This is a genomic window from Streptomyces sp. NPDC002044 (assembly GCF_040296725.1).
GTDB classification, from domain to species: Bacteria; Actinomycetota; Actinomycetes; order Streptomycetales; family Streptomycetaceae; genus Streptomyces; species Streptomyces antarcticus.
On the sequence record NZ_JBEOXU010000059.1, the window covers coordinates 16,713 to 36,696 of the forward strand.

At 72.5% G+C, this 19,984-nt stretch carries 16 protein-coding genes; 1 reads left to right on the forward strand and 15 read right to left on the reverse strand.

The features are described 5' to 3' along the window. Positions 1–132: 132 nt before the first annotated feature. The 15 genes from ABT106_RS16760 to ABT106_RS16830 all read right to left on the reverse strand — a co-directional run bounded on the left by ABT106_RS16760 (position 133) and on the right by ABT106_RS16830 (position 18,204). Complete coding sequence (locus ABT106_RS16760; protein WP_351277577.1) at positions 133–567, reverse strand: type II toxin-antitoxin system death-on-curing family toxin; 435 nt, start codon at positions 565–567, stop codon at positions 133–135. Then, positions 564–764, reverse strand: coding sequence for a globin family protein (locus ABT106_RS16765; protein WP_351277580.1), 201 nt, complete (start codon positions 762–764; stop codon positions 564–566). The genes ABT106_RS16760 and ABT106_RS16765 overlap by 4 nt, the downstream gene beginning before the upstream one ends. 94 nt (positions 765–858) lie before the next feature. Continuing rightward, positions 859–2,334, reverse strand: a complete 1,476-nt coding sequence (locus ABT106_RS16770) for an MFS transporter (RefSeq protein WP_351277583.1) — start codon at positions 2,332–2,334, stop codon at positions 859–861. Positions 2,335–2,485: 151 nt separating this feature from the next. Next, positions 2,486–3,217 (reverse strand): hypothetical protein, encoded by a 732-nt coding sequence (locus ABT106_RS16775; RefSeq protein WP_351277585.1) that lies wholly within the window; start codon positions 3,215–3,217, stop codon positions 2,486–2,488. Further along, entirely contained in the window at positions 3,214–5,565 is a 2,352-nt protein-coding gene (locus tag ABT106_RS16780) for a hypothetical protein (RefSeq protein WP_351277588.1), read from the reverse strand. Before ABT106_RS16780 ends, ABT106_RS16775 begins: the two co-directional genes overlap by 4 nt. Positions 5,566–5,573: 8 nt before the next feature. After that, the gene (locus tag ABT106_RS16785) at positions 5,574–5,996 is read right to left on the reverse strand and encodes a hypothetical protein (protein ID WP_351277591.1); all 423 of its coding nucleotides are present in this window, start codon (positions 5,994–5,996) and stop codon (positions 5,574–5,576) included. Positions 5,997–6,027: 31 nt separating this feature from the next. Beyond that, entirely contained in the window at positions 6,028–7,212 is a 1,185-nt protein-coding gene (mycP, locus tag ABT106_RS16790; RefSeq protein ID WP_351277593.1) for a type VII secretion-associated serine protease mycosin, read from the reverse strand. Positions 7,213–7,233: 21 nt separating this feature from the next. Beyond that, the gene (locus ABT106_RS16795; protein ID WP_351277596.1) at positions 7,234–8,709 is read right to left on the reverse strand and encodes a WXG100 family type VII secretion target; all 1,476 of its coding nucleotides are present in this window, start codon (positions 8,707–8,709) and stop codon (positions 7,234–7,236) included. Further along, entirely contained in the window at positions 8,709–9,194 is a 486-nt protein-coding gene (locus tag ABT106_RS16800; protein ID WP_351277599.1) for a DUF2563 family protein, read from the reverse strand. Before ABT106_RS16800 ends, ABT106_RS16795 begins: the two co-directional genes overlap by 1 nt. A 178-nt stretch (positions 9,195–9,372) precedes the next feature. Continuing rightward, positions 9,373–11,670 (reverse strand): xanthine dehydrogenase family protein molybdopterin-binding subunit, encoded by a 2,298-nt coding sequence (locus tag ABT106_RS16805; protein WP_351277618.1) that lies wholly within the window; start codon positions 11,668–11,670, stop codon positions 9,373–9,375. A 64-nt stretch (positions 11,671–11,734) separates the two neighbouring features. Continuing rightward, on the reverse strand, positions 11,735–14,311 hold the full coding sequence (locus ABT106_RS16810; RefSeq protein WP_351277602.1) for a 2Fe-2S iron-sulfur cluster-binding protein: 2,577 nt from the start codon (positions 14,309–14,311) through the stop codon (positions 11,735–11,737). 26 nt (positions 14,312–14,337) lie between these two features. Continuing rightward, a complete protein-coding gene (locus ABT106_RS16815) occupies positions 14,338–15,264 on the reverse strand; it encodes an FAD binding domain-containing protein (protein WP_502979399.1) in 927 nt (308 codons plus the stop codon). A 238-nt stretch (positions 15,265–15,502) separates the two neighbouring features. After that, positions 15,503–17,167: a beta-N-acetylhexosaminidase gene (locus tag ABT106_RS16820; protein ID WP_351277606.1), complete on the reverse strand. Its 1,665-nt coding sequence runs from the start codon at positions 17,165–17,167 to the stop codon at positions 15,503–15,505. 162 nt (positions 17,168–17,329) lie between these two features. Next, positions 17,330–17,614 (reverse strand): DUF3039 domain-containing protein, encoded by a 285-nt coding sequence (locus ABT106_RS16825; protein ID WP_112448118.1) that lies wholly within the window; start codon positions 17,612–17,614, stop codon positions 17,330–17,332. Positions 17,615–17,643: 29 nt separating this feature from the next. After that, positions 17,644–18,204 (reverse strand): YqgE/AlgH family protein, encoded by a 561-nt coding sequence (locus ABT106_RS16830; RefSeq protein WP_351277609.1) that lies wholly within the window; start codon positions 18,202–18,204, stop codon positions 17,644–17,646. Positions 18,205–18,466: 262 nt separating this feature from the next. Between ABT106_RS16830 and murA the strand changes: the two genes are divergently transcribed. Further along, the gene (gene murA, locus ABT106_RS16835) at positions 18,467–19,810 is read left to right on the forward strand and encodes a UDP-N-acetylglucosamine 1-carboxyvinyltransferase (protein ID WP_351277612.1); all 1,344 of its coding nucleotides are present in this window, start codon (positions 18,467–18,469) and stop codon (positions 19,808–19,810) included. Positions 19,811–19,984: the final 174 nt, after the last annotated feature.

The window sequence follows — 19,984 nt, forward strand, 5'->3', positions numbered from 1 at the left end:
TCCGGTTCGTGCTCTCGGCGTACTCGCGTACTGGTACGGGCAGTCGTACGTAGGACAACCGGGCCACCCTACCGGCCCGGGCCCGCCCCTCGCGGAGGGACAGGCCCGTGACCTCGGGCAGTGCGGCGAGCGTCACATCCGGCGCAGCCGCTCCGCGATCCGCCCGATGTCCGACTCGTTCCCGGCCGCCACGTCGATGACCAGGGCGTACGCGCGTTCCTGGTCGACGCCCCCGAAATCGGCGCCGTTCACGGTGAGGAAGGTCGCGGCGGCGAGCCAGGCCGTGCGCTTGTTGCCGTCGACGAGGGGGTGGTTCACGGCGATGCCGTGGAGCAGCGCGGCGGCCTGCTCGTACGGGTCCTCGTAGGCCGGCGTCCCGAACATCCGCGCCCGCGGCCGGTGCACGGCGGACTCCAGCAGCCCGGGCGCGCGCAGCTCGACGGGCTGCCCCTGGGCGAGGCAGGCGTGCCGGGCGAGGTCGAGCACCTCGGCGAGCGTGAGGTGCCGTACGGGGGCGGCGGCGGACCCCGGGGCGGTCCCGGCGGGGGCCGGGGGGCGGGCCGTCACGAGCCGAGCCGCTTCAGCAGCGCGGAGTGCCGCTCCGCCAGCCGCCCGGCGGCCTCTCCGACCCGGGCGCGCTCGGCCCGCAGGTGGGCGCGTACGGCCTCCAGGGCCACGGCTTCGGGAGTGCTGCCGACGGCGTCGGCGAGGTCGTCCGGCTCGGCGCGCTCGGCGCCGTCCAGCCTGATGATCAGCTCGTCCATCCGGCGACCCTAGCCGTGCCGGGGCGGGAACCCGCCCGGGTTTCGGCGGGGGCCCCGGAACCCGGCGGCGGGGCCGCCGGTCAGCGCCCGGCCGTCAGCGGCCGGCCGGGGCCGGGGGCCGGTCGGCGTGCAGGCGGGTCGCCACCCAGGCGCCCACCAGCGCGACGCACGCCATCGGCAGGAAGACCACCACGAAGGCCCCCGGGTGCGAGGCACCCGCGTCGGCGGCGTCCGCCACGGCGTGCGCGGCCCCGACCGATCCCCCGCCGAGCGCGGCGAACGCGGCGCCGCCCCCGGCCAGCAGGACCACGTTCGCCAGCGCGTCGGAGATCTGCAGCGCGGCCGAGTTGGACCCGGCCTCCTCCGGCGCCGACTGCTTCAGCAGCAGCACGCTCGTCGAACCGATCACCAGCCCCATGCCGAGGCAGCCCACCGCCCAGGCCAGCGCCAGCGTCCACACCGGCACGGACTCGATCAGCACCGCGGGGGCGGCCGCGATGGCCACCGCCACCATGATCATCCCGCCGACCATCAGCCGTTCCCGGTACGGCGCCATCCGCCCCTTGGACTGCACCCACGACCCGGTGGCCCAGGTGATCCCGCCCAGCGCGAGCGAGAGCCCGGCCATCGTCGGGCTCAGCCCCCGCTGGGTGACCAGCATCAGCGGTACGAAGCTCTCCGCCGCGATGAACGACCCCGCCGCCACCCCCCGCAGCAGCACCACCGACGGCAGCCCGCGCCGCGCCCGGTACGTCCCGCGCGGCAGCAGTCCCAGCACCGCGGGCACCATCAGGGCCGCGCCGGCGGCGGCCGGCAGCAGCGACAGCCACCGCAGGTCCTGGGCGGCGTACTGGAGCAGGCCCGCGCCGGCCGAGATGCCGAGGGCCAGCCGGATCCGGCGCCGGTCGAACGCGGCGGACCCCGCGGCGGTGTCGACGGGCCCGGAGGCCGTCCGGCGGATCGCGGGCAGCGCGACGACCAGGGGGACGACCACGAGCGCCGGTATCCCGAGGAAGACCCACCGCCACCCGAGGTGCTCGGTCACCGTCCCGGAGGCCAGCGGGCCCACGATGGACGGCACCACCCAGCTCGCGGCGAACGCCGCCATGATCGCGGGGCGCAGCCGCTCCTCGTACGCCCGGCTGACGACGACGTAGAGCGCGACGATGACGAGCCCGCCGCCGAAGCCCTGCACGGCCCGCCCGAGCACGAACACCCACATGGAGCCGGCCGTCCCGGAGAACACCAGCCCGGCGGCGAAGGCCCCGATGCCGACGGTGAGCGGCCGCAGCGGACCCTGCCGGTCGGCCCACTGGCCGGACAGGACCATGCCGAAGAGGCTGGTGGTGAAGTAGGCGGAGAAGGCGAAGGCATAGAGGGCGATCCCGTCGAGCTCGCGGGCGGCGACGGGCATGGCCGTGCCGACGGCGGTGGCCTCGAAGGCGATCAGGAAGACGACGGAGATGATCCCGATGCTGAGCGTCCGGTACGCGGGCCCCAGAATGCCGCCCGGCGGCGGGGTCGGAGCCGGGGCGGCGATCTGGGGCACACGGGGTTCAAGGGCGCTCATCGCCCCAGGGTAAGGGGCGTGCGCAGCTTTCGGCCCTGTCAATTGGGCGGATCCCCCCCTCAGCCCCCAGCCCTAGGCCCGACCCGCCGGCGCCCACCGACGACCGCGCCGTCAGCCGGTGCCCGCCGCGTCCGACCTCGGGCCGGCGCGGCTATCGCGGCGGCACCGGGGCGGCGGACGCCTTCGGTTCGGCCACGAACCGCACCAGGTCCTCGAACCGGTCGGGCAGTCCACCGGCGTTCTCGCAGCCCAGTTCCCCGGCGACCGAGCGCGCTGCGGAGTGGACGAGCGCGAGCTGGTCAGCGCCACTGCTCGCCGCATCGCGCGCATCGTAGGCCCGCCTCCCGTCGAACCGGGCGGTAACCCTCAGGGGAATCTCCGATGTGGACCCCACCCGCGCGCTGACGCAGTCGAACCCGACGGTGTGGTCCGTGACCCCACGGTGGACGATGACGCCCGTACGGTTCGCGCCCGGCACGTAGTCCGGCAGTGGCGCATGCCCGCTGCCGGCGGTGACTCTCATGCTGGCGGTCGGAGCCCTCTTGCTCTCCCCCGTGGACGTACCCTTGATCTCGCACACTCCACTCGGCATGTTCCGGACCTCGGCCCCCGACCTGTAGGCGTCCTCCAATGCCTTGGAGAGCTCTGCGGCGCTGCGATCGTCCTCGGGCTTAGAAATGCGGAACTCCGTCGAACTCAGTACCCGCTCCAGCGCCCTCCCCGCTTCGGCAGAGAACAGAGTGCCCCCGCAGATCTCCGCGACGGACACCGTCTTCGGCGGCGCGGCCACCGGACCCTCGTCGGCTTCCCTCGGCAGGGCCACACAGCCGGCCGCGCCCAGGCCGAAGACAGCCAGCGCCGCGACCACCGGCGGGAACCTCACGGCGTCTTCCCCGTCTGCGCGTCATGCCCCTGATTACTGGCATGCGCATTGCCGTTCAAGTATCCGATGCGCATCGACTCGGTCAGGTCGTTGCCCAGCACACTCGTCTCGCCGATGCCGTGACGCGTCATGAATTCCTTGAGCGGGGTCTCGGCGCTCCTCTCTCCTGCCTGGTACATCTCCTTGGTGCTGCTGTGCGTGGCGTCACCGATCCTGTCCTTCTCTTTCTCCACCGTCTTTTCCGACCATTCCGTGATCGCCGATGACGCGGCCTGTTCCACCGCACCGCTTCCGATGTCGATGGCGATCGGCACCACCACGGCTGCCACTCCCACTCCGACGATCGTCGCGGGCAGCAGCGCGACCGCGCCACCTACGGCCGCCGAGGTACCAAACTCGATCCATGCGCCACGGTGCTCGGCAGCCTTCTCGAACGCCTCGTGTTTCTTCTCCGCTTCGGCACCGAGTTGCCCGGCACGCGAATCGTCGAGCATGCCCTGAAATTCGGCGGTGGTGCGGATCACGGCTCGGGCTGCCCCTGCATCGACCTGCCCGTCGTGGAACCCTTGCGCCTCCATCACGCTCGCACCGTAGACGCGTTCGGCGGCGGTCACGATCGCGTAGGAGTCCGGGTGCTGCCCGAGAGCGCTGAGCAGGTCGCGCACTCCCTCTCGGTCCAATTCCGCATGTACCTCGCGCCGGCCCTTCGGGGGCGCGAACGCACCGCCTTCATCGTTCTCGGTGAGGCCCCAATTGACATCGTCGATGTACCCGGCTGTCATCCGGCCCAGGCTGTCGGTCAGGGCTTCATGCTGCTTGAGGAGCCCCGCGTCACCCCCGTACTTCGCCACGACGGACTCCATGACACCCGCCGCGTCGGCGCTCCGCTTCAGCTCCGATACCGGCTCGTCCCAGGGGTGGCCGAGGGTCGCCGCTTCCAGCGCGTGCCCCAGCGCATCAGGCATGTACTGCTTCGCCTTGACTACACCCTTGGCGTCCAAATCGTTGGAGTCGTTCGGGCTCGCGTACTTCTCGTCGGCGAAGTAGTCCAGGTAGTTCGTGATGTTCGCGCCATTCGTGACGTTCTTGCCGAGGTCCGGCGCTCCCGCCCTGACCGTACCGTCCTGGTTGTAGGCGGTCAGTTCCTGCCCGTCACGTTTGAAGAACTCCGTCGCGGCCTCCGGGCTGTGCCCCAAAGCCTCGAGGAAGCTGTTCACCGGGTCGAATCCGGCGCCGCTTCCTCCGGAGGGGTTGAACTGCGTCTGCGTCCACCCGTTGACGGGCTTGTTCTGGAAGAAGAACTGCTTTTCCTTTGCCTGCACTTGGATGGCATGGTCCGCGATGGGCACGAGGAAGCGTGGGTCGTAGTTTCCGTAGCGCATGATGCCGCCGAGGAGCTGGTAGCCGAACGGCGGGTTCCCGTCATACTTCGCCAACGGAATCCGCTCCGTTCCCAGCTGTCTCAGATCCTGCGCGAAGCGATCCGGCAGGTGCTGAGGGTGGTCCGGGTCCGTAGCCGTCGCGAGGTTGAGGCCCAGGTTCGTTTGCAGATCCTGGATGTCCTTGAGGCGCTGCTCGTCGTAGCCCCGAGCACCGGTGTCCGTGGAGAGCTGTCCGAAGAACTCGAGTGCGCCCTTCGGGCCGAGCGCCTCGTAGAACTTGGTCGCGAAGGCGGGAACGGCGTGGTTGTCGTTCAGCAGCTCGTTCAGTTCGACGAGGCCGGCGTGTGTCAGCTCGCGGCCCTTCCTCGCGAGATCGGAGGCGCGACCGGCCTGCTCAGCCGTGAGATCGGCGTACTTCGGCACGGAGAAATTGTGGGCGTCGGCGGCATTGGCCTGAAGCAGGCGAGCAAGTGACCGGTCGATATCGTCACAGGCATCGATCAGGCAATCGATCTTCCTCTGCCATAGCGACCGGTTCGTCTGAACGGAGCTCAGGTAGTCGGGATCATGCCGCGCCGCGTAGCGCTCCTGCTCCGTCACCAGGGGGAGAGGCTCGACCTTCCCCCTCGCGTCGATCCGGAAGCCCGCTGCTGGAGCTTCTTCGTCGGAGATCCTCTTCAGCTGGTCGCGGGAGGACTTGAAGGTTGCGTGGGACTGGGCCAGCGCCGCGTGGATCCCTTTGGCCGCCTTGGCCGCCTGATCCAACTCGTTGACCGTCTTGTCGACGAACGACCGTCCGACATCAGCGGTTACTCCGCTCCACTGAGCCTTGTCGCTCTTCACCTTCATGCCGCTTCGAGCCGACTCGGAAAGGTCTTCCAGTTTGGAGACCATCGCCTGCCAGTCCGTGATCGCCACAAGGAGCTTGTCAACGGGAGCGTTTAACACGTTCTCGTACGTCAGCATGCGGAGGCCTACTTGAGGTAGCTGTCGAGGGCGGACGTGGTGAAGTCGGCGTGGAGCCGCTGCTCGTCCTTGGCGTGCGAGGAGAGGGAGTAGTTCAGGCCGTTGGAGATGTTCGCGCAGGCGGCCACGAGGGTCTTGACCTGGCTCTCCCAGGTGGTCTGCGCCGTGGACAGGGCCGCCCCGCTCGCGAAGTTCTCCTTCGTGAGCGCGCCCGCGGCCTCGGCGGTGGCGGTGGCCGCGTGCTTTCCGTCGGTCTGCAGGCGTGCGTGCAGTTTGTATGCCTCGGAGCCGATGGCGCCGATGTGGTCCTGGTTGAGTTCAAGGTCGCCGCCGCCACCGCCGCCGGGCTCGGGGGCCACCTGGTTGAGCCGCATGGTGACCTGGGCGGTGGCCGTGGCGCGCGCCGCCGACCATTCCTCGTCGAACGACATCGCGTGAGCTCCCTCTGAAGGTCGGATCCGGTCAGCGGTTGGTGCGGCGTACGACCACGGCGGTGACGGCGCCGCCGATCAGCAGGCAGGCGCCCAGCCCGATCCCGAGCCAGGGCAGGAGGCTGCTGTCCTTCTCCGCATCCTCGGCGCGGGGCGCGGGTGTCTCCGCCGCCCGGCCGTCCGGGGAGGCCCCGGGCGCCGGCGAGGCGGCCGCCGCGTCGGCGGCGGCGAGGTCGGGCAACGGGAACACATCGGCGGGACCGGGATCCCCGGGGTTGGGCAGTGCAATGCGGGGCCGGACGGCGCCGTAGCCGACGAAGTCGTTGCGCTCGGCGCCGTCGGTGGGCTTACCAGCGGTGTTCAACAGGACGCGGAGCACCTGGTTGTTGGTCCAGTCCGGGTGCGCGGCCCAGAGCAAGGCGGCGGACGCGGAGGCGAGGGCGGTGGCGTCACTGGTGCCGTGCGTCTTACACAGTCCCGTCTTGCCCTTGCATGCCGAGACGATATCGATGCCGGGCGCGGACATGTCGATCTGGGGGCCGTGCTGGGATTCCTTGGTCGGCATGCCGTTCGCATCCACAGCACTAACACCTACTACTCCGGGCGTGGCAGCGGGATACGCGACCTCGTTGGTCGTATCGCCTGAGTTGCCGACAGCGGCAAAAATCAGCTTCCCCTTCGATAGCGCATACTTCACCGCAGCGGCCCGTCCCTGATCTTCCTCAGGCTTGCCGGGGAGACCCATGGAAATATTGATGACCTTGGCATCTGAATCCGCCGCGTACCGAATAGCTTCGACAATGGACGGAGTCGAGGTCCCTTCCAGCATGTCAGGCACTCGGATCGGAAGAATCTTGGCACCGGGCGCGAGGCCATACGCGCCGTCGCCACTCGGATGCTTACCGGTACCGGCAATCATCGCGGCCATACCGGTGCCGTGCCCGCGGTAGTCGTTATTCCTATCGCCCTCGGCATCACCGACAGGAAACACCGCACCGGGGAGAACTTGTCCCTCGAGTTCCGGAATTCGGTCAACCCCCGTGTCGATCACCGCGACGGTGATCCCCTTACCCGTGCTGATCTTCCACAAGTCGTCAGCCTTCATGGCATCGAGATGCCACTGCTGCGAACGAATCGTGTCCGCGTGGGCCGGGGTCGCCGCGACCCCGGCCAGCAGAAGACCCACGAGGGCCGAGGTCGCCTTGCGCATGCGCATCCCGTGCAATGTCCGATCCGCTCAGTCGATCACCGGCGGGACAACACGACGGTTGCCCTGCCAGGTCTCTTCGTCCTCGGCCAGGTAGTCGGGGCGTTCGCCCGCCTGGTCTTCGCGTCGCCTGCCCGCAGTCCTCGCACCGGCACCCGCATGGCCCACTGCGCCAGATCCCGTGCCGCCGTTGGCGTTCCGTACGAGGCCTGAACCACCCGGGGTGAACGGTTGCCCGCCCGTTGCCGGGCGCCCCGCCGTACCCGCCTGACGACCTCCGACGACGCCGCCCTGTTCCATGGCCAGTCGGCGACCCGCTGCGGAGCCCGCTGCGGCGCCATGTCCGCCACCGAGCCCTCCGCCCATACCGCCGCCCATGCCACGACCCGCCTGCGCCCCTTCAGCACCGATGACCGTGCCGCGGGGAATGCCCGCGCTGTGACCGCCGGACGCAACCGGCCGGCCTCCGACGATCCCGCTGTCACGCGGAGGCAATCCTGCAAAGCCACTGGCGCCGCCGACCTTGCTGCCGCCGAAGGCGCCGGGGCCGCTCACGCCTGGAAGATGACCAACACCTGGTCCCGGACCGCCGCGCCCCGTCGCTCCGGGGATCGGGGGGAGGGGCACGGGCGGGACAAGCCCACCGGGGATGCCACTGCCACCGCCAGTAGGCAGCTGACCTAGCGTGCTTGGTGCCTGGGGGAGTGTTGTGGGCGGCAGCGTGGCAACACTGTCAAGGTCCACGTTCACGTCACGCTCCGGAATCCACGGCGTGGGAGTGAGTACGGATCCCGTGGTTGCCGGAGGAGTGTTGCCCTCTCGTAGCGGGGTGCCCGATACAGGTCCGGGCTCGCCCAAGGATGCTCCCCCGGGGGAGTCGGACGACACGCGTGAGGCGAAGACCGAACTACTCGTGCCATCCCGAACGCCTCCGTCCACTTGAGGTCGCGCGAGCTCCTCCTGAGAGTCAAAACCGCTTGGCAGCAGTACATCCGGCGGAGGCGGGAACGTCGGAATCTCGGCCTTGTTCATCTGCGTCGACGACAGCTCGTACGCCTCGGCCAGCTTCTTCATCAGCTGCACGGCCTCGGTGTGGTCCGAGTTCAGCTTCGACTGCGCCTGCGGGCCGATCGTCCGCGAGTCCGGGTCGTTGCGGAACTTGCGGGCCGCCTCCAGGTTCGCCGCGGCGTCCGTGTCGTAGGCCGGCATGGTCTGCGCCTCGTACATCTTCTGGACGGCCTGCGTCATCCAGTGCGCGCCGTGGGCGCTGTACTCGCTCAGCCGCAGCGTCGCGTTGCCCGCCCGGCCGACCCACTCCTGGAAGGCAACGGCTCCTTCACCTTCCCAGCCGGTCACCTGGTGCGTCTTGAGCTCTTCCGCGATCTTGGCGATGTCATCGGCAGCCTTCTTGAGCTGCTCGGCCCGCGCCTTGACCCTGCTCGGGTCCAGCGCGTCGCTCATCGCCTTGAGCTGCTGGTGCGTGAACGCCTCGAAATCCGTCGCCATCAGAGTTCGACCCCCACCGCGTCGCCGGCGTTCTTGGGCCGCTCCTCAGGGTGCGGGTCACGGGACCGCACGTAGTCACGTTCCGCCTCCTTCGCGATGGCCGCCATACGCCGCTGAGTGTCCAGGTCCACGCCCGCGTACCCCTTGCCCGCCGACAGCACCGCGATCCCCAGGGCTTCGATCTGACCCGCCAGGCCCTTCGAGAGCTTCTCCAGCTCCGTGGTGACCGTGTTGTACGACGCGTAGATGGCGGTGGCCTCCGCGAAGCCGTGGCCCAGTGCCGCCTGGGTCAGGGTGCCGTTCGCCAGTCTCTTGTGGTCCGCCTCGGACCCGCCCAGCTCTTCCAGCAGGGCATCCACCATGCCCTTGTACTCCTTCAGCGAGTCCTGCTGGACCGCCAGGGCCGCCGCCTGTGCTCTGACCGCCTCCACGATGCCCGGTGTAGGGCCCAAACCGAACAGGCCCGCCCCGTTGTCCTCTGCCACGATGGCCTCCCCGACTCCCCGTCATCCCCGTGGGTACGGCGTCCCCGCCGCGCCCCGTCCCCGTTCGCACCCGTTCGCACCCGTTCGCGCGCGAACGCGAGCAGGCTCACTGATCACTCTAGCGACCGGCGCCGACAGGCCCAACCCGTGGGTTGCACGTGCAATGCGGCTCACCCCGTCAGGAGTTGGGCACCGCCACCGCCGCCGAGGGCCTGATCGGGAGCCGGTTCACCGGCCGCCCCGTCGCCGCCCGTACCGCCGATGCCACCGCCGCCGGTGTCGTCACCACGGGGGCCGCGCTCGCCGCCTTCGCGCCGAACGGGGCCACCACGTCCCGCTCCTCCACCAGCTTGACGATGCGCACCGCCGGGGCGTCCAGGGAAGTCGGCAGGGCGTAGCCCGTCAGGTCCGGGTGGCGGACGAGGCCCGCGACCGTGCGGAGGTTCTCCGTCAGGGCCGCGCCGACGCCCTGCGTGACGCCGGCCTCGATGCGGGCCCGCAGCTGGCGGGGGTTCAGGACGCGTCCCACGTCCTGGGCGACGGCCAGCTCGACCACCCGTACCGACCCCAGCTCGATGTCGACGTCCACCACCGCGCGGATCGCGCAGAAGGCCAGGCCGACGAAGGCGTCGCCCTGGCCGTCACCGTCCAGGGGCTCCGTCGGGTGCGGGCGGCACTGGGCCGTGGCCCACAGTTCCTTGCCCTCCATCGCCTCCGGCACCGGCATGGAGAACGCGCCGTCGTACGACGTGATGCGGCCGTCCGTGATCTGCAGGAGCTCGGTGGACATGCCCAGCTTGTGGGCCATCGGCTGGAGGAGCTGGGTGCGGACCATCTTCGCAGCGCGTTCCACCGCGCCGCCCGACACCCACGTGTGGCGGCCGTGCGCCGCCGGTCCCGCCGGGGGCTGGTCGGTGTCGACCGGGGCCATCGCGACCTCGTCGACGCCCAGCACCTCCTGGACGATCTGGCGGGCGAGCGTCGCGAAGCCCTGGCCGGTGTCGACCGCCGCGCAGATGACCGTGGCGACGCCGTTGACGACCTTCACCGTGGCCGTGGACACCTCGTCCGCGCCTTCCGCGCCCAGCATGTGCACCATGCCGACGCCGTACCCGACGCCGCGCCGCACCGCGCCCGGCTCGCCCGCGCCCTCCGGGCCGCCGGGCAGCAGCCACTCGTCCTCCGAGGTGTCCTTCGGGAGGGCGGGCAGCTCGAAGTCCCGTACCGCGCGCAAGAGTTCGGCCACCGGCGCGGGGCAGGTGACGGTCTGACCGGTGGGCAGGAGGTCGCCGGTGGCCAGCACGTTGCGCAGGCGCAGCTCGGCGCCGTCGATGCCGAGGGCCGCGGCCAGCTTGTCCATCTGGCCCTCGTACGCGGCGCACACCTGCATCGCGCCCTCGCCGCGGACGTGGCCCGACGGCGGATTGTTCGTACGGACCACCCAGCCTTCGACGAAGGCGTGCGGCACGACGTACGGGCCGCAGGCGAACGCGACCGCCGCCGCCAGGGACTCCGAGGAGGAGTCGGCGTACGCGCCCGCGTCCATCAGGATCTGGGCCTCGACCTTGACGAGGCGGCCCTCGGCGTCCGCGTGGTGGCGGTAGCGCAGCAGCGTCGGGTGGCGGTGCGTGTGGCCGAGGAAGGACTCCTCGCGGGTGGCGGCCAGCTTGACCGGGCAGCCCGTACGCAGGGCGAGGAGGCCCAGCGGCAGCTGGAAGGCGGCGTCCTCGCGGTCCGCGGTCGCGCCGGGGACCCCGGTGACCACGACGCGGACCCGGTCCGGCTCCAGCCCGAAGCAGGCGGCGGCCAGGTCGCGGTCGGTGTGCGGGTCCGTGGAGGCGGTGTACAGCTCCACACCGCCGTCGGGGCGCGGTACGGCCAGCCCGGCCTCGGCGCCGATGGGCGCGGGGTCCTGGCGGCCGATCCGGTAGAGGCCCTCGACGACGACCTCGCCGGTGACGTCCGGGTCGCCGTAGCGGAGCGGGATGTGCCGGATCAGGTTGCCGTCGGGGTGCAGGGCCTCGGCGCCGAACGACTGCTCGGGGTCGGTGACGGCGTCGAGGAGCTCGTACTCGACGGCGATCGCGGCCGCCGCGAGCCGGGCGGTGTCGGGGTGGTCGGCGGCGACGGCGGCGATGGCCTCGCCGTGGTGGCGCACGAGGTCGTGCGCGAACACCGGGCGGTCCGCGACCCGGCGGCCGTGGGTGGTGGCGCCGGGGACGTCCGCGTGGGTGACGACGGCGCGCACGCCGGGCATCTCGGCGGCGGCCGAGGTGTCGATGGACAGGATGCGGGCGTGGGCGTGCGGGGAGCGCAGTACCGCGGCCCACAGGAGGCCCTCGGCCCACAGGTCGGCGGCGTAGGGGAAGGTTCCCTCGGCCTTGGCCCGGGTGTCGGCGGCGGGCACGGAGGCGCCGATGCCGCGCGGCGCCTGGTCCGGCGCCGCCTCGGCGGGGTCGCCGGCCGCCTTGGCCACGACCGAGTTGTTGACCGCTGCCGTCGCCGTCGCCGCGTCCTGCCCGCTCACTCCGTGCCCCCGCTCACTGCGTGCCTCCGTGGTGGATGCCGCCCTCGCCGGGCGGCGCCTGGTGCGGAATGCGCGGCTCCGTCCCGGCCTGCGCACCCGTCCCGGCCTGCGCACCCGTCCCATTCTGCGCACCCGTCCCGCCCCACGCACCGGACCCGGTCGGCCCGGCCGCAGCGCCACCCGCCGCGCCCGGCGCGCCCGCCGACGGCTCGGCAGCGGCCGCCTCGCGCCCCGCGACGACCTCGCGGACGGCGTCGACGACGCCCGCGTAGCCGGAGCAGCGGCAGAGGTTGCCGCACAGCGCCTGGCGGGTCTCCAGCTCGTTGGGGGCGTGGTTGCCCTCCAGCAGGTCGTGGATGGTCATGGCCATGCCCGGCACGCAGAATCCGCACTGCACCGCACCCGACCTGCACAACGCCTGTTGCACGTCCGACAGTTCCCCGTCCGTCGCGAGCCCCTCGACGGTGCGGACCTCGCTGCCGGCGGCCGTCGCGGCCGGTACGAGGCAGGAGGCGACGAGCCGGCCGTCGACCTGCACGGCGCAGGCGCCGCACTCGCCCTGCGAGCAGCCGTCCTTGGCGCCGGCGAGGCCGAGGCGCTCGCGCAGCACGTAGAGGAGGGACTCGCCGATCCAGGCGCCGGTGACGGGCCGGTCGGCGCCATTGACGCGCAGGACGTAGGAGGCCGCCGGGTGCTCGTGATGGGCGACGGCGGCGGTACCCGTTTCGTCTTCGTACGCCGGCCCCTCCGCCGGGAGCTCCCCGGCGGTGCCCTCGCCCGGCAGTGCCACGGCACGGTCGGCGGTGTCCGCGTCCGGCACGTGCGCGGCCCCGGTGTCCGCGGGGGCGGGGCCCGCTGCGGCGAAGCCGCGGCCGTCGGTGTCGGCGCGCTCCCCCGCGGGACCGCCGGCCTCGGCGCCGGCGGAACCGTACCCGGCTTCCCGGGCCGGGGCCGGGCCGTGGTCCACACCCGCGTCGGGGCCGGACTCCGCCGCCGCCTCGGGGGTGACTCCGGCCGGCAGGCCGGTACCGGGCTCGGGAACCGGCTCCGCGTCCGGCCCGGAACCCAACTCGGGAACGTGTGCCGGTTCGGGAACGTGTGCCGGCTCGGGAGCATGCGCCGGCTCGGGAAGGTGCGCCGGCTCGGGAACGTGTACCTGCTCGGGAGCATGCGCCGGCTCGGGAACGTGTGCCTGCTCCGGCGCGTGGCCGAAGGCGGCGAAGCCGTGCCCGTCGGTGTCCGCGTACCGGGCGGGCCGCGGCGACCCGTCGGCCGGCGCGGCGGGTTCGGGCTCCGGCTCGGTCCGCACGCCGCCGAAGAGGTCCAGCCCGCCCGGGGCCCGCCGCTCCCCCGCGTCCGGCGTCGTCGCCGGGCCGTGGGCGGCGTCGATGTCGTGCGGGGCCGGGTGCGCCGGCTCCCCCTCGGACACCGGCTCGTCCTCCGGCAGCGGGGTGCCCACGCCGGGGCCGCCGAGCACACGCGGTCCGCGCCGCGGAGCGCCCGCGCCGGGACCCCCGGAGACCCGTCCGGCCTCGGCGGCCGTCACGGCGGCGTCGGTGCCGGGCAGTACGTCCGCACGGGGCTCGCCCGACGGCTGCCGCGCGGCGTAACCGCGGGCGTCTTCGAAGTCGGGGTGGTTCGCCCACGGGGCGGGGGCTCCGCCCGGGAGCGTCGCCGGGGCCTGGCTCCAGTCGGCGTCCAGCCCGCCCTGCCTGAAGTCACCGGACCGACCCATGACGTCCCCCAGGTCGTACTGGCCGGACACCTCACTCAGGTCGTACTGGCCCGACACCTGCCCCACGTCGTACGGGCCGGAGTCCCGGCCCACGTCGTACGGGCCGGACACCTGGCCCACGTCGTACTGCCCGGACACCTCACCCGGTTCGTACTGCCCGGACACGCCGCTCAGGTCGTACTGGCCGGACACGGCGCTCAGGTCGTACTGGCCCGACACATCGCCTTGGCCGGACCGTTCGGGCAGGTTCCACTGCCCGGTGGCCGAGTCCGCGACCGCGGCCGCGGCCTGCGCGTCGTGCGCGCTCTCCGGGAAGCGCCACTCCGCGGTCTCCCGCTGCGCCTGGCCCTGCCCGTACGCCTGGCCCTGGCCGTACGCCTGACCCTGGCCATGTCCTTCGCCCTGCTCTTGCCCCTGTCCCTGCTCCTCCCGCTGCCCCGGCTCCGCCGGGGCGAACGCCGCCGCAACCGAAGCCGGCAGCGGGATCGACGCCGGAATGGGCCCGCCGACCGGGGCCGGCCCCTGGCCGACCACCCTGCCGGAGGCGGTGCCGGGCGCCGGGCCGGCGGGTGCCGAGCCGGCGGGTTCCGGCCACTGCACCGGGATCGTCCAGGTGCCGGTGGCGGCCGGATCCGTGGTGGCCGAGCCGAGCGGCACGATCATCGGCGGCGGCACATAGCCGTGCCCGGGCGCGGCCAGGGGCTCCCCGGTGCCGAGCGCGTCCAGCATGTCCTGCGGCAGCTTCACGAAGGCCGTCGCGTCGGAGTCGTACTCGCCGCCGTGCGGCACCGGCTCCCAGCCCCATTCGGGACTCGCGGAACCCGCGTTGCCCGGGTCCCCAGTCGCTCCGCTCACGTACCCGTTCCCGTTCCCGTTCCCACTCATGAGGTCAGTGCCCTCCCCAGGGCCCTCCGTGCCAGTACGGCCACCGTCCGCCGCAGATGCAGTACTCCGGGAGCCACCGGCTCCCCCTGGTCGGGCACGCAGGCCGCCGCGACGTACTCGCCGAACGCCTCCAGCGCCTCGGGGGCCAGGCTCCGCTCCCCGTCCCAGTCGATCAGCGAGGCCACCCACTGCTCGGCCTCCAGCGGCCGCAGCGGCATCGGGGCGACCGCGCCGATCGCGCAGCGCACGCCCCGGCGCGCGGGGTCCAGCACGAGGCCCACGGACGCCACCGCGCGCCCCGGCCCGGTCCGGCCCGTGGCCTTCAGGAACACCTGGGGCGCGTGCAGCAGCGGCACCCGCACGAAGCCGATGAGCTCCCCGGGCCGGAGCATCTCGCGCCCGGCGAGCAGGTACGACACGGGGATCTCGCGCGATCCGCCCGGGCCGACGATGACGAGGACGGCCTCCAGCGCGGCCAGCACGGGCAGTGCGTCACCGGTCGGCGCGGCGGTGGCGATGTTCCCGCCGAGGGTGCCGGCGTTACGGATCTGCGGGGGCCCGGCGGCGCGTGCGGCGGCCGCGAGCGCGGGGATCAGGGCGGCGAAGTCCGGCCGCCCCATCCGGGCGTGGGTGAGGCCCGCGCCGAGCAGGGCGTGGCCGTCCTGGTACTGCCAGCCGCGGATCTCGTTGATCCGGCCCAGCCCCACCAGCGCGGCGGGCCGCAGCTGCCCGGCGTTGACGGCGGCCATGAGGTCGGTGCCCCCGGCGACGGGGACGGCGGCGGGCATGGCCGTGAGAGCCGCGACGGCCTCGTCGAGCGAGGCCGGCAGCGTCACGGACTGCGCCGCTTGCGACCCCTGGGACCCGTGAGGCCCCTGAGGTGAATGCGGTGTGTGCGGTGCGTGCGGTGCGTGCGTGGTCAACCCGGCTGCCCCTTCCCGATGTCCCGGTCCCGGCGCTCACGCCTGTCCGCCGTACGGTACGTCCTCACCGCCGGGACGTGGCAACTCTGGCACATCTTCCGGGCCGCCCGGCGCGAGGGTGGGCCGGGCGGCGTCCGCCCCCGGCCGGCCCGGCCCATCGCCCGTTTTTCCCCGTATCCACCGAAATCGAGGAAGAGTTCCGGTTCGAAGAGTTCCCCCGGTGTTCGGGTTCCCGCCGTCACACGTTCGGAGGTTCACCCTCGATCGGACGTCCGAGCACGCCGGGCCGGCGCTGCCACGGCAGCGGTCCGCCCGGCGGCCGGTAGCCGACACCGAGCGCGTCCAGCCGCCGGTAGTGGGTGGCCATCCGCTCCTCGAATCCGGCGAAGTCCCGCTCCTCCGGGGCCGGCTGCCACGACCACACCACTTCGGCGAAGGCGGCGAGCCGCGGGAACACCTGGTAGTCGACGCGCCCTTGATGCTCCATCACCTCGGTCCACACATTCGCCTGGGCTCCCAGGACGTGCGCGGCCGCGTCCGGCGACAGCTTGGGCGGTACCGGCTCGAAGCGGTACACGTCCTCCAGCGACCGCACGTACCCGATGGGCACCGGCTCGTCGGGGCCGCCCGCCTGACGGTGGTCCAGGTACACCTGCTGCTCGGGGCACATCACCACGTCGTGGCCCGCCTCGGCGGCGGCGATGCCGCCCGCGTAGCCGCGCCACGAGGAGACGGCGGCGCCCGGCGCCAGACCGCCCTCCAGGATCTCGTCCCAGCCGATGAGCCGCCGGCCGCGCTCCGCGAGCCAGCCGTCGAAGTGGCGGATGAACCAGGACTGCAGGCCGTCCTCCCCGTCCGCCCCCAGCTCCGCGATCCGCGCCTGGGCGGTGGCCGAGGCCCGCCACTGCTCCTTGGGGCACTCGTCCCCGCCCACGTGCACGAAGGGCGAGACCTCTGCCGGGAACAGCTCCAGCAGTTCCTCGAAGACCCCCTCGTAGAACCGGAGCACGGCCTCGGTCGGTGCGAGCACGTTCGCGGTGATCCCCCAGTCGTCCCACACCTCCAGCGCGGCCGTGTCAACGACGTCGGTGTTGCCCAGCTCCGGGTAGGCGGCGATGGCGGCCTGCGAGTGCCCCGGCACGTCGATCTCGGGAACGACCCGGACGTGCCGCTCCGCCGCGTACGCGACGATCTCGCGGATGTCGTCCTGCGTGTAGAAGCCGCCGTGCGGCGTCTCGCTCCACAGCGGCGAGGCCCGGTGTCCCCACCGGCTGCGCGCCCGCCACGCACCGACCTCGGTGAGGCGCGGGTGGCGCTTGATCTCGACGCGCCAGCCCTGGTCGTCCGTCAGGTGCAGGTGCAGCACGTTGAGCTTGTGCGCGGCGAGCAGGTCGATGTACCGCAGGACGCCGTCCTTGGGCATGAAGTGCCGCGCGACGTCGAGCATCATCCCCCGCCATCCGAACCGGGGGCCGTCGGCGACGGCGGCGTACGGCACGCTCCAGGTCCGGCCGGGCAGCGGCGCCCTGCGGTAGGCGTCGGGCCCGAGGAGCTGACGCAGCGTCTGCGCGGCCCAGAACAGCCCGGCCCCGCTCGCGCCCGTCAGCTCCACGCCGTCCGCGCCGATGTCGATCCGGTACGCCTCCGGGCCGGACCCGCCCGACCCGCCCGACCCGCCGGTCCCGCCGGCCCGTACGGGGTCGATGCGCAGCCGCAGCTCCCCGGGTTCCCCGGGGGCGGCGTCCGGGAGGCTCCAGCCGGTGGCCGCGCCGAGTTCGCGGCGCAGCCAGCGCGCGGTGTCCTCGGTGCCCGGACCGGCGTCGAGGGCCGGGTCGGCCCCGAAGGCGTGGTGGTGTCCGCCCTCGTGGGGAACGGCGATCCGGGGTGCGGGGATCAGGTCCATGCGTCAGCCCTTCGCGGCAGCCAGCCCGTTGCACCCTGTGCAACGCTGATTCCACAGGGTGCTTGCGCGGCCGACCCTAACGCGCCCCGCGGGCACGGGAAAGGCCCCCGGGTGCGCCGACGCGCGCCCGGGGGCCCCCGATCCTGCCCGGAGCGGCCGGACCTACTTGTCCTTGCCGCCCTTGTCCTTGTCCCCGCCGGGGCCCATGGACTCGTAGATCTCCTTGCACATGGGGCAGACCGGATACTTCTTCGGGTCGCGGCCCGGCACCCAGACCTTGCCGCAGAGCGCGACGACGGGGGTGCCCCCGAGCGCGCTCTCCATGATCTTGTCCTTCTGGACGTAGTGGGCGAAGCGCTCGTGGTCGCCGTCACCGTGGGACACCTGCGGCGTCGGCTCTACGAGGGTCCCCGTGCCAGTCCCGCGGTCGGGCTCAAGAGTGCTCATGGAATCCAGAGTACCGACCCCCGCGGGGGTCAGTTCAGCGACGGGTCGTCCGGATAGGTGGCGACCATCGCGAGCTCGCCGCGCTGGCGGCGCAGCACCGCCCGCCAGAGCCGTTCCGGGTCGGGGAAGGCCACGTCGCCGGGCTCCGACTCCACCACGTACCAGGCGCCCTCGCCGAGCTCGCCCTCCAACTGGCCGGGCCCCCATCCGGAGTATCCGGCGAAGATGCGCAGGCTCCCGAGGGCCGCGGCCAGCAGCTCCGGCGGAGCCTCCAGGTCGACGAGCCCGATCGCCCCGTGCACCCGGCGCCAGCCGAGGGGGCCCTCCTCTCCCGGGATGACCGCGACGCCCAGCGCCGAGTCCAGCCCCACAGGCCCGCCCTGGAAGACCACGCCGGGCTCGCCGGCCAGCGGCGCCCAGGGCAGCAGGACGTCCCCGACGCCGACGGGGGTCGGCCGGTTGAGGACGACGCCGAGCGAGCCCTGCTCGTCGTGGTCGAGCAGCAGCACCACCGCGCGGTCGAAATTCGGGTCCGCGAGGGCGGGAGTGGCAACGAGCAACCGCCCTGTGAGGGAGGACACCTCGGTCATGCCGCCATGATCTCGCACATTCGTCCTTCCGGGGGATCGGACGACGAGATCGAATTCCGCGCAGCTCAGGACGCACGCCGAAGGCGGGGGGCACCCGTCGCCGGAGCGGGCGGAACGCGACGCTCCGCCATGGGGTGGATACGGAGGGTGTTGTAACGAATTCATGACAGTCCTACGGCCGCGTCAGCCCTACGAACAAAGGGGTGGTGACCCTTACTCTTCTCACTGGCCCCCTGCCCACCCCTCCCGGAACGCGAGATTCATGACCGGCATCAGTGACGATGTACTGCTTGTCCACGGCGGCACCCCGCTCGAGGGCGAGATCCGTGTCCGCGGTGCGAAGAACCTCGTGCCCAAGGCCATGGTCGCCGCTCTGCTCGGCAGCGGACCCAGCCGGCTGCGGAACGTTCCCGACATCCGTGACGTGCGCGTCGTGCGCGGGCTGCTCCAGCTCCACGGGGTGACGGTCCGACCCGGCGAGGAGCCGGGCGAGCTGGTGCTCGACCCGACCCACGTCGAGAGCGCGAACGTCGCCGACATCGACGCCCACGCGGGCTCGTCGCGCATCCCGATCCTCTTCTGCGGCCCCCTGCTGCACCGCCTCGGCCACGCCTTCATCCCGGGCCTGGGCGGCTGCGACATCGGCGGGCGGCCGATCGACTTCCACTTCGACGTGCTCCGCCAGTTCGGCGCGACGATCGAGAAGCGCGAGGGCGGCCAGTACCTGGAGGCCCCCCAGCGCCTGCGCGGCACCAAGATCCGCCTGCCCTACCCGTCGGTCGGCTCGACCGAGCAGGTGCTGCTGACGGCCGTGCTGGCCGAGGGCGTCACCGAGCTGAGCAACGCCGCGGTGGAGCCGGAGATCGAGGACCTCATCTGCGTCCTGCAGAAGATGGGCGCCATCATCTCCGTCGACACCGACCGGACCATCCGGATCACCGGTGTGGACAGCCTCGGCGGCTACAACCACAAGGCCCTCCCGGACCGTCTGGAAGCCGCCTCCTGGGCCTCCGCGGCGCTGGCGACCGGCGGCAACATCTACGTGCGCGGCGCCCAGCAGCGCTCGATGATGACGTTCCTGAACACCTTCCGCCGTGTCGGCGGGGCGTTCGAGATCGACGACGAGGGCATCCGCTTCTGGCACCCGGGCGGCCCGCTGAAGGCCATCGCGCTGGAGACGGACGTGCACCCCGGCTTCCAGACCGACTGGCAGCAGCCGCTCGTCGTGGCCCTGACGCAAGCCTCCGGCCTCTCCATCGTCCACGAGACGGTCTACGAGTCCCGGCTCGGCTTCACCTCGGCGCTCAACCAGATGGGTGCTCACATCCAGCTGTACCGCGAGTGCCTGGGCGGTTCCGCCTGCCGCTTCGGCCAGCGCAACTTCCTGCACTCGGCGGTCGTCTCCGGCCCCACCAAGCTGCAGGGCGCCGACCTGGTCATCCCCGACCTGCGCGGCGGGTTCTCGTACCTGATCGCGGCGCTGGCGGCCGAGGGCACCTCGCGGGTCCACGGCATCGACCTGATCAATCGCGGCTACGAGAACTTCATGGAGAAGCTCGTGGAGCTCGGCGCGAAGGTCGAGCTGCCCGGCGGCGACCTCGTCTGAGCCGTCCCACCGGCCCCGAAGGCCCCCCGGACCCCGCAAGGGGACCGGGGGGCCTTCCCGTGGCCCCGCACGGGCCGCACGGCCCCCGCACGGGCCGCACGGCCCCCGAACGCGGCACCCCCCTCGGTCTTCGACAGGGCGATGACCGCGCGGTAGGTGAGGAAGGCGGCGATC

Excerpts from the sequence above, each read along its gene's own strand:
- ABT106_RS16765 (WP_351277580.1), bottom strand. The coding sequence starts at position 764 with ATGGACGAGCTGATCATCAGGCTGGACGGCGCCGAGCGCGCCGAGCCG.
- ABT106_RS16770 (WP_351277583.1), bottom strand. The coding sequence starts at position 2,334 with ATGAGCGCCCTTGAACCCCGTGTGCCCCAGATCGCCGCCCCGGCTCCG.
- ABT106_RS16780 (WP_351277588.1), bottom strand. The coding sequence starts at position 5,565 with ATGCTGACGTACGAGAACGTGTTAAACGCTCCCGTTGACAAGCTCCTT.
- ABT106_RS16785 (WP_351277591.1), bottom strand. The coding sequence starts at position 5,996 with ATGTCGTTCGACGAGGAATGGTCGGCGGCGCGCGCCACGGCCACCGCC.
- mycP (WP_351277593.1), bottom strand. The coding sequence starts at position 7,212 with ATGCGCATGCGCAAGGCGACCTCGGCCCTCGTGGGTCTTCTGCTGGCC.
- ABT106_RS16795 (WP_351277596.1), bottom strand. The coding sequence starts at position 8,709 with ATGGCGACGGATTTCGAGGCGTTCACGCACCAGCAGCTCAAGGCGATG.
- ABT106_RS16820 (WP_351277606.1), bottom strand. The coding sequence starts at position 17,167 with ATGGACCTGATCCCCGCACCCCGGATCGCCGTTCCCCACGAGGGCGGA.
- ABT106_RS16825 (WP_112448118.1), bottom strand. The coding sequence starts at position 17,614 with ATGAGCACTCTTGAGCCCGACCGCGGGACTGGCACGGGGACCCTCGTA.
- ABT106_RS16830 (WP_351277609.1), bottom strand. The coding sequence starts at position 18,204 with ATGACCGAGGTGTCCTCCCTCACAGGGCGGTTGCTCGTTGCCACTCCC.
- murA (WP_351277612.1), top strand. The coding sequence starts at position 18,467 with ATGACCGGCATCAGTGACGATGTACTGCTTGTCCACGGCGGCACCCCG.